At 71.6% G+C, this 12391-nt stretch carries 13 protein-coding genes; 9 read left to right on the forward strand and 4 right to left on the reverse strand.

The window, feature by feature from the left end:
* The first annotated feature begins 239 nt into the window (after positions 1 to 239).
* The 6 genes from ACS5RC_RS02090 (at position 240) to moaB (ending at position 4850) form a co-directional block, all read left to right on the forward strand.
* Positions 240 to 992, forward strand: coding sequence for a 16S rRNA (uracil(1498)-N(3))-methyltransferase (locus tag ACS5RC_RS02090; protein WP_478342160.1), 753 nt, complete (start codon positions 240 to 242; stop codon positions 990 to 992).
* A 239-nt stretch (positions 993 to 1231) separates the two neighbouring features.
* A complete protein-coding gene (locus tag ACS5RC_RS02095; RefSeq protein WP_478342161.1) occupies positions 1232 to 2599 on the forward strand; it encodes a glutamate--cysteine ligase in 1368 nt (455 codons plus the stop codon).
* 202 nt (positions 2600 to 2801) lie between these two features.
* Complete coding sequence (locus ACS5RC_RS02100; protein ID WP_478342162.1) at positions 2802 to 3230, forward strand: hypothetical protein; 429 nt, start codon at positions 2802 to 2804, stop codon at positions 3228 to 3230.
* A gap of 69 nt (positions 3231 to 3299) precedes the next feature.
* Complete coding sequence (locus ACS5RC_RS02105; RefSeq protein WP_478342163.1) at positions 3300 to 3563, forward strand: sulfurtransferase TusA family protein; 264 nt, start codon at positions 3300 to 3302, stop codon at positions 3561 to 3563.
* A 67-nt stretch (positions 3564 to 3630) separates the two neighbouring features.
* Positions 3631 to 4203: an NUDIX domain-containing protein gene (locus tag ACS5RC_RS02110; protein WP_478342164.1), complete on the forward strand. Its 573-nt coding sequence runs from the start codon at positions 3631 to 3633 to the stop codon at positions 4201 to 4203.
* A gap of 92 nt (positions 4204 to 4295) precedes the next feature.
* Complete coding sequence (gene moaB, locus ACS5RC_RS02115; RefSeq protein WP_478342165.1) at positions 4296 to 4850, forward strand: molybdenum cofactor biosynthesis protein B; 555 nt, start codon at positions 4296 to 4298, stop codon at positions 4848 to 4850.
* A 27-nt stretch (positions 4851 to 4877) separates the two neighbouring features.
* Here moaB and ACS5RC_RS02120 read toward each other — a convergent pair whose 3' ends face one another.
* Positions 4878 to 5399 carry a hypothetical protein gene (locus ACS5RC_RS02120; RefSeq protein ID WP_478342166.1) on the reverse strand — a complete coding sequence of 174 codons (522 nt, stop codon included), beginning with the start codon at positions 5397 to 5399 and terminating at the stop codon, positions 4878 to 4880.
* A gap of 171 nt (positions 5400 to 5570) precedes the next feature.
* Here ACS5RC_RS02120 and ACS5RC_RS02125 point away from each other — a divergent pair, with 171 nt between their 5' ends.
* On the forward strand, positions 5571 to 6677 hold the full coding sequence (locus ACS5RC_RS02125) for a PA0069 family radical SAM protein (RefSeq protein WP_478342167.1): 1107 nt from the start codon (positions 5571 to 5573) through the stop codon (positions 6675 to 6677).
* 111 nt (positions 6678 to 6788) lie between these two features.
* Here ACS5RC_RS02125 and ACS5RC_RS02130 read toward each other — a convergent pair whose 3' ends face one another.
* Genes ACS5RC_RS02130 through ACS5RC_RS02140 form a run of 3 tightly spaced genes read right to left on the reverse strand, consistent with a single transcriptional unit; the run spans position 6789 to position 9329 of the window.
* Positions 6789 to 7385 (reverse strand): ribonuclease HII, encoded by a 597-nt coding sequence (locus ACS5RC_RS02130; RefSeq protein ID WP_478342168.1) that lies wholly within the window; start codon positions 7383 to 7385, stop codon positions 6789 to 6791.
* Between the two features lie 58 nt (positions 7386 to 7443).
* Positions 7444 to 8508: a glycosyltransferase family 4 protein gene (locus tag ACS5RC_RS02135; protein WP_478342169.1), complete on the reverse strand. Its 1065-nt coding sequence runs from the start codon at positions 8506 to 8508 to the stop codon at positions 7444 to 7446.
* Entirely contained in the window at positions 8505 to 9329 is an 825-nt protein-coding gene (locus tag ACS5RC_RS02140; RefSeq protein WP_478342170.1) for a UDP-2,3-diacylglucosamine diphosphatase, read from the reverse strand. Before ACS5RC_RS02140 ends, ACS5RC_RS02135 begins: the two co-directional genes overlap by 4 nt.
* Before the next feature lie 579 nt (positions 9330 to 9908).
* On the opposite strand from ACS5RC_RS02140, the gene ACS5RC_RS02145 reads away from it, so the two are divergent.
* Both ACS5RC_RS02145 and ACS5RC_RS02150 read left to right on the forward strand, forming a co-directional pair.
* On the forward strand, positions 9909 to 11117 hold the full coding sequence (locus ACS5RC_RS02145; protein ID WP_478342171.1) for an aminotransferase class V-fold PLP-dependent enzyme: 1209 nt from the start codon (positions 9909 to 9911) through the stop codon (positions 11115 to 11117).
* Positions 11118 to 11436: 319 nt separating this feature from the next.
* A complete protein-coding gene (locus ACS5RC_RS02150; protein ID WP_478342172.1) occupies positions 11437 to 12381 on the forward strand; it encodes a D-2-hydroxyacid dehydrogenase in 945 nt (314 codons plus the stop codon).
* Positions 12382 to 12391: the final 10 nt, after the last annotated feature.

Raw genomic sequence — 12391 nt, forward strand, 5'->3', positions numbered from 1 at the left:
ATACGCGGCGGCTGCCGGCTGTGTCTCTCGCGTCCCCCCGCTTCGCCACAGGAATGTGGCGTCAATCCAGCGGTCCTGGGCGGATCGCCGCCCGGGGACGCGCCGGCAAGACCGGGGGAGGGCGGAAATCCCTTGAAAATCCGGCGCCGTTACATATCCGCAACACGGCGCGTCGCGACCGGTCGAGCCAGGGCGCCGCGGGCGTTGACAGCCGCTCCCGCCCGCGCGACCAGACACGCATGGCGGCCTACGATTTCACCGCGCCGCGTCTGCATGTCGAGGCGGATCTCGGCGCGGGCGCACGCCTGCCCCTCGACCGGGCGCAGGCGAATTACCTGCTCAACGTCCTGCGGCGGAAGCCCGAGGATCCGGTGCTGCTGTTCAACGGCCGCGATGGCGAATGGCGCGCGCGCCTCGACCCGTCGGGCCGCAAGAGCGCCGATCTCGTGGTGATGGAGCGGACGCGCGCGCAGGGCGCGCGGCCCGACCTGCACTACCTGTTCGCGCCCCTGAAGAGCGCGCGGCTCGACTACGTGGCGCAGAAGGCCGTCGAGATGGGCGCGGGCACGATCCGCCCGGTCTTCACCCGCTACACCCAAGGGGACCGGATCAAGCCCGAGCGCCTGCGCGCCAACGCCATCGAGGCGGCCGAGCAATGCGGCATCCTGGCGATCCCCGATTTCCCGGAGCCCGCGCGCCTGCCCGACGCCCTCGCCGCGCTCGCGCCCGGGCGCCTCCTCGTGTTCTGCGACGAGGACGCGCCGGTCTCCGACCCGGTGGCGGCGCTCCGCGGCGCGGCCGATCCCGCCGCGCCGCCGCCGCTCGCCGTCCTCGTCGGCCCGGAGGGCGGCTTCTCCGAGGACGAGCGCGCCCTGATCGGGGAGCGCCCCAACACCGTCGCGCTCTCGCTCGGGCCGCGCATCCTCCGGGCCGACACCGCTGCCGTCGCCGTCCTGGCCCTCGTCCAGGCGGTGCTCGGCGACGGGCGCTGAGCGCGTCGGGCCACCGCCCGAGACCCCCGATGTGCGCCGACGCACGTGACGCGGGAGCGGGATTGGGCATTTGCCCCGCCTGCGGCCCCACGCGGGGCAGGGCCCAGCCTTGCCGGCTGGACTCGGCGCACGACATCCCGTCCTAGGGGGCGGCACAACCTTCGACTCGAGACCCTGGACTCGCCGGCTTGGCCGGCGCGCATCCATCCACCGCATCAGATCTCACGGGCAGGCGGCGCATGGCGCGCGATTCTTCAGACACCACCCCGCTCACCACGCGCGCCGAGCTGATCGCGTGGTTCGCTGACGGCGAGAAGCCGCGCGCGAGCTTCGCCATCGGCACGGAGCACGAGAAGATCCCGTTCTATCGCGAGACGAACGAGCCGGTGCCCTATGCGGGCGAGACCGGGATCCGGGCGCTGCTCGAAGGGCTCGCCGGCGAGACGGGCTGGGAGCCGATCACCGATCTGGGCAACATCATCGGCCTCGCCTCCGACCAGGGCGGGGCGATCTCGATCGAACCGGGCGGACAGTTCGAGCTCTCGGGCGCCGCGGTCCCCGACGTCCACGCCACGGCGCGGGAACTCGACGCGCATCTGTCCGCGACGAAGCGGGTGGCCGATGCCCTCGGAATCGGTTTCCTCGACCTCGGCATGAGCCCGAAATGGCGTCGCGAGGAGACGCCGGTGATGCCCAAGAGCCGCTACCGCATCATGGCCGGCTACATGCCGAAGGTCGGCAGCCTCGGCCTCGACATGATGCTGCGCACCGCGACCGTGCAGGTGAACGTCGATTTCGCCTCGGAGCCGGACATGGTCCGGAAGCTGCGCGCCTCGCTCGCCCTCCAGCCCGTGGCAACCGCGCTCTTCGCGAACTCGCCGTTCACCGACGGCCGGCCGAACGGCTTCCTGTCGCGGCGCTCCGAGATCTGGCGCGACACCGACGCCGCCCGCACCGGCATGCTGGGCTTCGCCTTCGACCCGGGCTTCGGCTACGAGGGCTACGTCGACTGGCTGCTCGACATGCCGATGTATTTCGTCAAGCGCGGGGATACCTACCACGACGTCTCGGGCGCCTCGTTCCGCGACCTGATGGCGGGTCGCCTGCCGCAGTTGCCGGGCGAGTACGCCACCGTCTCCGACTGGGCGAACCACGCCTCGACGGCCTTCCCCGAAGTGCGCCTGAAGCGCTTCCTGGAGATGCGCGGCTCGGATGTCGGCGACGCCGCCATGATCGCCGCCCAGGCCGCGTTCTGGGTCGGATTGCTCTACGACGAGGCTGCCCTCGACGCGGCCCTCGACCTCGCCAAGGGCTGGAGCGCCACGACCCGCGAGGCGATCCGCGCCACGGTGCCGCGCCTCGGCCTGGCGACCCCCGCCGGCGGACGCAGCCTCGGAGCGGTCGCGGCCGAGGCCGTGGCCATCGCCCGCTCCGGCCTCCAGGCCCGCGCGCGCCGCGACGGGGCCGGCCTCGACGAGACGCACTACTTGCAGCCCCTGGAGGCGATCGTGGCGGCCGGCCGCTCCCGTGCCGAGGACCGCTTGGCCGATTACGAGGGCTCCTGGCAGCGCTCGATCGAGCCGGCGTTCCGGGAGTGCATCTTCTAGGCGATCACCGGAAATACCTCCCACTGAAAGTTGTTTTGATCGTCGGGGATCGCGAGATCTTCGGGTGCCGCCCCGGAATGCCGTCCACGTGCGCCGCCGCACCTTCCCGCGCAGTATCGACGGACCGGCCGGGTGCTTGCGCGGAACGGAAGCCGGGCAGGACCGTTTCAGACGCAGTTTTCACATGCGGGAGATTGCGATCATGTCGCGCATCATGACCCTCGCCTTCGCGGGCACCACCGCCCTCGGGCTCTCGACCGGCACGATGACGACGGCCGAGGCCGCGCCGCTCCCCGCCCTCAGCGGCGTGCAGGTCGGCGGCGCCAACGCCACGGTCGATCACGTCGGTTGGCGGCGCGGCGGCTATTACGGCGGCTACGGGCGCGGCTACGGCTATCGCGGCTACGGCTACCGCCGCGGCGGCGTCGGCGGCGCCCTGGCGGCCGGCGCGGCGCTCGGCCTGATCGGCGGCGCGATCGCCGCCAGCGCGGCGCCCCGCTACGGCTACTACGACGGCGGCTATTACGGCGCCGGCTACCCGGCCTACGGCTACAGCGCCCCGGCCTACGGCTACGCCCCGGCGGGCTATGGCTACGGCTACGGCTACGGTTACCCGGGCTACGGCTGGTAAGGCTGACAGCAGCCTCTCGAGACCCTAGACACCCCGTCGGCGCGACGACCGCGCCGGCGGGGTTCTCGCGTGACGGCATCGGCGGATCCGATCGAGCTCGACCTGAGCGGCCTCAAATGCCCGCTCCCGGTGCTGCGTGCCCGCAAGGCTTTGCGCGCGCTGGCGCCCGATCTCTGCCTGTCCATCACCTGCACCGATCCGATGGCGGCCATCGACATCCCCAACATGGTCCGCGAGGACGGCCACCGGCTCGAGGAGATCGAGCGCCGGGAGAGTGCGATCCGCTTCCGGATCCGCCGCGGCCCCCTCCCGGCCGCACCGCCTTCGCGATGACGCCGCATTCCTGATCCATCCGGCGTGCCGAACCCCCACGCGGCATCCACGGGCGGAAGGCATCCGAATGGCACCCCTGATCGGCGGGACCCGCCTCATCCACGACGGCTGGGCGCGCTTCCTCGTCGCCGAGGTGACGATGGCGGACGGAACCCGCGTCAAGCGCGAGATCGAGGATCACGGCCGTGCGGTGGCGGTGCTGCCCTACGATCCCGAGCGCCGCGTCGCCGTGCTGATCTCGCAATTCCGCGCGCCCGTCCTGTTCGCCGAAGGGCCTCCCGAGATGATCGAGGTGCCGGCCGGGATCCTCGACGAGGGCGATCCCGCCGACGGCGCCCGCCGCGAGGCCTACGAGGAGACCGGCCTGCGCCTCGGCGCGCTGGAGCCGGTGGCGAGCGCCTGGAGCATGCCGGGCGTGTCGACCGAGCGGATGGATCTCTATCTCGCGCCCTATCGCGAGGCCGATCGGGAGGGTCCCGGCGGCGGTCTCGCCGACGAGCATGAGGCGATCACCGTGCACGAGATGCCCCTCGATGCCGTGGCGGCGATGAGCGAGCGCGGCACGATCTCCGACATGAAGACCCTGCTGCTGATCTACGCTCTCCGCCTGCGCCGGCCGGAGCTGTTCGGCCCGCGCTGATCCCGGCTCCGCCGCGGCGCGGTCGCAGGGGGGGCGTGACGGCGGGCGCGCCCTTGCCCATATCGGGAGCCCGTGAGACCGGAACCGCACGCATGGCCGACGCCGCAGACCGCCGCTTCATTCCCCTGAGCATCGCGGTGCTCACCGTCTCGGATACCCGCCGCCCGGAGGACGACCGATCGGGCGACACCCTGAGCGAGCGCCTCACGGCCGCGGGGCACCGCCTCGCCGACCGCGCGATCGTGCCCGACGAGGTCGCGGCGATCCGCCAGCGCGTCGAGGCCTGGACGCGCGACCCGGCCATCGACGTGGTGATCACCACCGGCGGGACCGGCTTCACCGGGCGCGACGTGACGCCGGAAGCCCTGGAGCCGCTGTTCGAGAAGCGCATGGACGGATTCTCGGCGATCTTCCACCGGATCTCCTACGACAAGATCGGCACCTCGACCCTGCAATCGCGCGCGACCGCGGGCGTCGCGCGGGCGACCTACATCTTCGTGCTGCCGGGCTCCCCCGGCGCGTGCCGCGATGCCTGGGACGGGATCCTGGCCCAGCAGCTCGACTATCGCCACCGGCCCTGCAACTTCGTGGAGATCATGCCGCGGCTGGACGAGCACCTGCGCCGCGGCGCGTCGGTCGCCGTCTAGCGCGCACGCCCGAGCCGCGCGTCCGCGTCAGGCCCGGTCGATCCGCGCGATCAGGGGGCGCACCTTCAGGCGCGGCGAGAAGGTCGGGCCCGCGAGCAGCTTGTCCCGGCGCACGAGGTCGCCGGCCCGAGGCCGCGCGACGCCGATCACCCGCTCGCCCCGTGCCGCGATCCGCGCCGGGAGCCCGTCATGCGGGCGCCGCAGGCGGGCCAGGGCAACATCCGGGCGCGCGGTGCCGACGAAGCGGTCGAGGGTGCGGATCCAGCCCTCCGCCGGCACGTCGCCGGCCTCCAGGCAGAGGACCCAATCCCGCCGCGCGAGGCGCGCGCCCGCCGCCCACGCGCTCGCCCCGCGCGGGCGCACGAGCAGGGCCGCCCCGGTCGCCTCGGCCACGGCCGCCACCGCCTCGTTCGCCGTGCCGGTGACGATGACGGCATCGCCCACGAGCCCGCCGGCGACGCCCGCCACGAGGGCGCTGAGCGTGTCGGCCAGCTGGTCGATCGCGTCCGGTTCGGTCGGGCGCGCGATGAAGGTGAGCGCGGAGAGCATGCGCGCCGATAACCGATTTTGACAGCCAGGGAACCTGCCGCGGGGGCCGATCCCGTATGAGCCCGGTTCCGATCCGCCGAAAGATGACGGATTGCCCGATATTGAGGCGTTGGCATCCCCATTGTTCGCTTTATGTTCCGGGTCCGTAGGAAGCGGCCCGAGAATCCGATCATGACGACCGGCAATGAGGCGGCCGAGCCCGCGCGAAGGCTCGCGGGCGCGACGCCGCCGCCCGAGGCGCGGCGCGGACGCGGCGCCACGGCCAACCCCACGGGCCGGTTCGAGCCGGCCGCGCGGGCCGCCTTCGACGATGGTTGGGAGGCGGAGCAGCCCGGTCGGCTCCGAACCGAGGTGACGACCGAGCGCGCGGCCCGGATCATCAGCCGCAACAGCTCGCCGGATATCCCCTTCGACCGCTCGATCAATCCGTATCGCGGCTGCGAGCACGGCTGCGTCTACTGCTTCGCGCGGCCGAACCATGCCTATGTGGGCCTTTCGCCCGGCCTCGATTTCGAGACGCGCCTGTTCGCCAAGCCCGATGCGGCGAATCTCCTGACGCGTGAACTCTCGGCACCGGGCTACCGGCCCAGCACCATCGCCCTCGGCACCGCGACCGATCCCTACCAGCCGATCGAGCGCCAGCACCGCATCACCCGCGACGTGCTCGCGGTGCTGGCGCGCTTCGGCCATCCCGTCGGGATCGTCACGAAATCCGATCTCGTCACGCGCGATCTCGACCTTCTGGCGCCGATGGCGGCCCGTCGGCTCGTCAAGGTCGCGATCTCGCTCGCCACCCTCGATCCGGTCCTCGCCCGCCGGATGGAGCCCCGGGCCCCGCACCCGGCCAAGCGGCTCGCGGCGATCCGCGCCCTCGCCGAGGCCGGGATTCCCGTGATGGTGATCGTGGCGCCGGTGATCCCCGCGCTCAACGACCACGAGATCGAGGCGATCCTGGCCGCGGCGCGCGAGCACGGCGCGGGGGAGGCCAATCACGTCCTGCTGCGCCTGCCCCACGACGTGAAGGACCTCGTGGCGGACTGGCTCGGCGAGCATTATCCGGGCCGGCGCGCGCATGTGCTCTCGCTGGTCAGGCAGGCGCGCGGCGGCCGCGACTACGACGCGACGTTCGGCACCCGGATGACCGGGCAGGGGGCCTACGCCGCGCTGATCGCGCAGCGCATGCGCCTCGCCAAGGACCGCCTCGGCTACGCGAGCGATCGGGTCACCCTCGATGCGGGGGCCTTCGCGGTGCCGGGCACCCAGCTCGCCCTGTTCTGAGCGCCGGCTGCTCGGGGCCGTGGATCGGGCCCGGGAGGTTCGGCCGACGAAGCCCGCCGCGCCGTCGCGCGAGCTCGGCGCGGAGGCCGATCCGAGCGAGGGGAGGGCGCCTCAGGCGAAGGCGCGGGTGAAGCTCAGCCGATGGTGCGGGCTTCGGCCGCGGGCCTCGAGGCCCGCCCGGTGGGCGGCGGTGCCGTAGCCGACGTTGCGCTCCCAGGCATAATCCGGGTGGCGTCCGGCGAGCCGGCGCATCAACGCGTCCCGGAGGGTCTTCGCCACGATCGAGGCCGCAGCGATCTGCGGCACGGCGCGGTCGCCGCCGATCACCGCCCGGCAGGGTTGGGGCAGGCCCGGCACCGTGTCGCGTCCATCGACCAGAACCGGGCCATCGAGGCCGAGGCGCAGCACCGCGCGGCGCATGGCGTCGAGGGTGGCGACGCGGACGTTGACGCGGTCGATCAGGGCGCGCGAGCCCGCCGCCACCGCGACGCGGGCATGCGCCCGGATCAGCGGCGCCAGGGCCTCGCGCAGGGGAGGCGGAACCCGCTTGCTGTCGTCGAGCCGCGCCAGGAGATCGGCCGGAAAGGCGGCCGGGTCGAACCACACCGCGGCGACGACCACCGGCCCGCACAGGGCCCCGCGCCCGACCTCGTCGCAGCCGATCGCGACGGGATAGCGGCTGGCGAGGGCGGGATCGAAGGGAGGCATCGGCGTGTCTTGCCCCAGGTGCCGTACGCGTCAAGCAGCCGCGTGTCCCGCCCGCGGCTCAGCCGACCCCGAGCAGCGGCTCGCCCTGCATCGCGGCGCCCGCGCCCTGCGCGTGCGCGTTGGCGATGTTGCCGAAGAACTGGCGCGCGCTCTCGGCCCAGGTGTGGCGCAGGGCCTCGGCCCGGCAGGCCTCGCGCGGCAGGGCGAGCGCCGCCAGCGCGGCGGCCCGGAGATCGGCGTCGAGGATGCCGGCCCCCGTCCCCCCGATCACGTCGAGTGGACCGGTCACCGGGTAGGCCGCGACCGGCGTGCCGCAGGCCATCGCCTCGAGGAGCACGATCCCGAACGTGTCGGTCAGGCTCGGGAAGACGAAGACGTCGGACGCCGCGTAGATCCGGGCAAGCGCCGCACCGGTGCGGGTGCCGAGGAAGTGCGCGCCCGGCGCCAGTGCCTGGAGGCGCGCCCGGTCCGGCCCGTCGCCGACGACGACCCGGCTGCCCGGCAGGTCGAGACGCAGGAAGGCCTCGACGTTCTTCTCGACGGCGAGACGCCCGACGAACAGGAAGAGCGGCCTCGGCAGGCCGGCGAGTTCGGGCGGCGCCTCGCCCGGTCGGGCCGGACGGAACAGCTCGGTGTCGACCCCCCGGGTCCAGCGCATCAGGTTTGAAAATCCCCGTGCGCGCAGATCCTGCTCGAGGGAGGGCGTGCTCACCATGGTGGCGCTCGCCGCGCCGTGGAAGCGGCGCAGCCACGCGTAGCTCCAGGCCTCCGGCACCGGCAGACGGGCCGCGAGATATTCGGGGAAGCGGGTGTGGTAGCTCGTGGTGAAGGGCCGCCGCGCGGCGAGGCAGTGGCGCCGGGTGGCGTAGCCCACCGTGCCCTCGGTGGCGATGTGGACATGGGTCGGTGCGAGCCCGGCCCAGCGCTCGGCCACCTTCCGGCGAGTGGCGTGGGCGAGGCGGATCTCCGGGTAGCCCGGCATCGGCACGGAGCGGAAATCCTGGTGGGTCAGCAGCACCGTGTCGCAGCCGTGGGTGCCGCCCGCCTCCACCATGTGCTGGAGCGAGCGCACCACGCCGTTGACCTGCGGGTGCCAGGCATCCGTGGCGATGAGCAGCCTCACGCGACCGCCCGTCGTCCGGGCAGCGCCTCGGGCTCGGAAGCCTGCGGCTCGGCGGCCGCCCGGGCGCGCAGCACGCTGGGATAGTGCAGTACCTCCATGCGGCCGTCGTAATGCTCGACGATCGCCGTGCAGGATTCCACCCAGTCGCCGGTGTTCAGGTAGCGCAGGCCGTCGATCTCGCGGTTGGCCGCGTGGTGGATATGGCCGCAGATCACCCCATCCGCGCCCTGGCGCCGCGCCTCGTCGGCCAGGAAGGTCTCGAACTGGCCGATGAAGTTGACGGCGTTCTTCACCTTCAGCTTCGCCCAGGCCGACAGGGACCAGTAGGACAGGCCGAGGCGCCGGCGCAGGCGGTTGAGCCCCGTGTTGATCCAGAGCGCCAGGGTGTAGGCGCCGTCGCCGAGATGGGCGAGCCAGCGGGCATGGCGCACCACCATGTCGAACTGGTCGCCGTGGATCACGAGGTAGCGGCGCCCGTCCGCCGCCTCGTGGATCAGGCTGTCGGCGATCTCGATGCCCCCGAAGGTGGTGCCGATGTAGTCGCGCAGGAACTCGTCGTGGTTGCCCGGCACATAGATCAGGCTCGAGCCCTTGCGCACCTTGCGCAGCAGCTTCTGCACCACGTCGTTGTGGGCCTGGGGCCAGTACCAGCCCGAGCGCAGCTGCCAGCCGTCGACGATGTCCCCGACGAGGAAGATCGCGTCCGCGTCGTAATCCTTCAGGAAGTCGAGGAGCAGCGCCGCCTGGCAGCCCCGCGTTCCGAGATGCATGTCCGACAGAAACAATGTTCGGACGCGGGTCGTCTCCGCTTCCTCTGCCACGCGCGCCTCCGGTCCGATGCGGGCAGAGCCAAACCGAAATCCGGTATCAGTTTGATGACGCTTCGGAGAGCCTTGCGGATGCGCGGGATGCGGGGCTTGATTGCTGCGCTGCAACCCGAAATCGTAAACTCAGGCGGCGCAACGCTGCGCTGCACGGCAAATTTTTTTTCCAGTCCCGCGAAGTTTTTCCGGTTTTCTTTCCGTGACTTGGGCGGCCATAATCCGGCCCGAGCCGAGTGGCGGCGCGGACCAGTCTCGGGTGTGCGGGGCGATCGTTCAAGGAAGATGTCGATGACGGGCCGGAGCGCTTGCGCGCGAGGCCCGGCCGCAGCATGGAGAGCGCGGCAATTCGGAGGCGACCGGCATCAGGCATGCCGCGACGCGAGCGGCGAGAGGCCGCCCTGCCGCTCCGTATCGCCCGATGATCCGAGCCATCGACCGACCGGCCGCGCACCGGCCCGATCCGGGAATCCCGGTCGGTTCGGACGTGACCGGCCCGGGCATGGCCGCCTGCCGACGCGCACCATCACGGACAGGGCCGCGAAGCCGGCTGCAATCTTGAGAATTGGAGGACACATCATGGCGGCCACACGACGCCCCGGGCGCAATCACCTCTTCGTGCCGGGTCCGACGAACATCCCGGACCGCGTGCAGCGCGCGATGCTGGTGCCCTCCGAGGACCATCGCTCGGTCGACTTCCCGGCGCTGACGAAGCCGCTCTTCGAGGACACCAAGAAGGTCTACGGCTCGACCGACGGCACGATCTTCCTGTTCCCGGCCTCCGGCACCGGCATCTGGGAATCGGCGCTGACCAACACCCTGTCGCGCGGCGACAAGGTGCTCGCCGCCCGCTTCGGCCAGTTCAGCCATCTCTGGATCGACATGGCCCAGCGCCTCGGCCTCGAGGTGATCGTCCAGGAGGAGGAGTGGGGCACCGGCGCCAAGCCCGAGAAGATCGAGGAGGCCCTGCGCGCCGACAAGGGGCACGAGATCAAGGCCGTGATGGTGGTCCACAACGAGACCGCCACGGGCGTCACCAGCGACATCGGCGCGGTGCGCAAGGCGATCGACGCTGCCGGCCACCCGGCCCTGCTCTTCGTCGACGGCGTGTCGTCGATCGGCTCGCTGCCCTTCAAGATGGACGAGTGGAAGGTCGACTGCGCCATCGCGGGCTCCCAGAAGGGCCTGATGCTGCCCGCCGGCCTCGGCGTGATCTGCGTCAGCCCCAAGGCCCTCAAGGTGGCCGAGGGCTCGACCGGCAAGAACGACCGGCTCGCCCGCGTCTACTTCGACTGGGAAGACCACAAGAAGCAGAACCCGGCCGGCTACTTCCCCTACACGCCGTCCCTGCCGCTGCTCTACGGCCTGCGCGAGGCTCTGGCCTGCCTGTTCGAGGAAGGGCTCGAGAACGTCTACCACCGTCACCACGTGCTCGGCGAGGCGACCCGTCAGGCCGTGGCCGCCTGGGGCCTGAAGACCTGCGCGTCCGAGCCCAAGTGGAACTCCGACACCGTCACGGCGATCGTCGTGCCGGAGGGCGTCGATGCGGCCAAGATCATCAAGCACGCCTTCGTGCGCTACAACCTCGCCCTCGGCGCAGGTCTGAGCAAGGTCGCCGGCAAGGTCTTCCGCATCGGCCACGTGGGCGACCTGAACGAGCTGTCGCTGCTCGGCGCCATCGCGGGCGCCGAGATGGCGATGCTCGACAACGGCGTCTCGGTGACCCCCGGCTCGGGCGTCGCGGCCGCGTCGAGCTACCTGCGCGAGCACCCGCTCGCCAAGGCCTGAAGCCGGAGCCTCGGGCCGCACCGGACCTGACGGCCGCGGCGCGCTCCACCGCCCCGCGGCCCGACCTGCGACATCGATCCGGGTCCAACAAGTACGGGATCCATCGGCGCTGCCGGAACCGACCGGCGTCCCACGGGGCGCCGGCCGTGCTGTGTCGATCGAGGGCCGCCCGGAGGAACGCCGCGCGCCGTTGGCGCGCCCGATACGGGTTCCGCTCGACGAAGGCGGGCCCGTAGCGCGCGACGCGCGGCGCTTGAGCCAAGCCCAGATCCGCCGTCCCGAAGGGATCATCCGGATCTGGTATGAGGAGAGGGTTTCCATGACGAAGAAGATCGTGTTCCTCGACCGCGAATCCCTCGACGCCAAGGTGCGGGAATTCAACTTCCCGCACGAGTACGTGGAGTACGACTCGACCTGGACCCCGGACGAGATCGTCGCGCGCCTGCAGGGTGCCGAGATCGCGCTGATCAACAAGGTGCCGATGCGCGCCGATACCCTGAAGCAGCTTCCCGACCTGAAGCTGATCGCGGTGGCGGCGACCGGGACCGACGTGGTCGACAAGGCGGCGGCGAAGGCCCAGGGCATCACCGTCGTCAACATCCGAAACTACGCCTTCAACACCGTGCCCGAGCACGTGGTCGGCCTGATGTTCGCCCTGCGGCGCGCGATCGTGCCCTACGCGAACTCCGTGCGCCGGGGCGATTGGGCGAAGTCGACGCAGTTCTGCTACTTCGACTACCCGATCTACGACATCGCCGGCTCGACGCTCGGCATCGTCGGCTACGGGGCGCTGGGCAAGTCGATCGCCAAGCGCGCCGAGGCCCTCGGCATGACGGTGCTCGCCTACGACGTCTTCCCGCAGGAGGGACTCGTGGATTTCGAGACGATCCTCACGCAGTCCGACGTCATCACGCTGCACGTGCCGCTGACGCCCGACACCCGCAACATGATCGGGGCGGAGCAGCTCGCCAAGATGAAGCGCTCGGCGATCCTCATCAACACCGCCCGCGGCGGCCTCGTCGACGAGGCGGCGCTGCTCGCGGCCCTGAAGGACGGCACGATCGCGGGCGCGGGCTTCGACGTGGTGGCGCAGGAGCCCCCGAAAGACGGCAACATCCTGTGCGAGGCCGACCTGCCGAACCTGATCGTCACGCCGCACGTGGCCTGGGCCAGCAAGGAGGCGATGCAGATCCTCGCCGACCAGCTCGTCGACAATGTCGAGGCCTTCGTCGCCGGCAAGCCGCAGAACGTGGTCGAGGCCTGACGGCCTCAAC

Source organism: Methylobacterium sp. HJ2 (assembly GCF_056431005.1).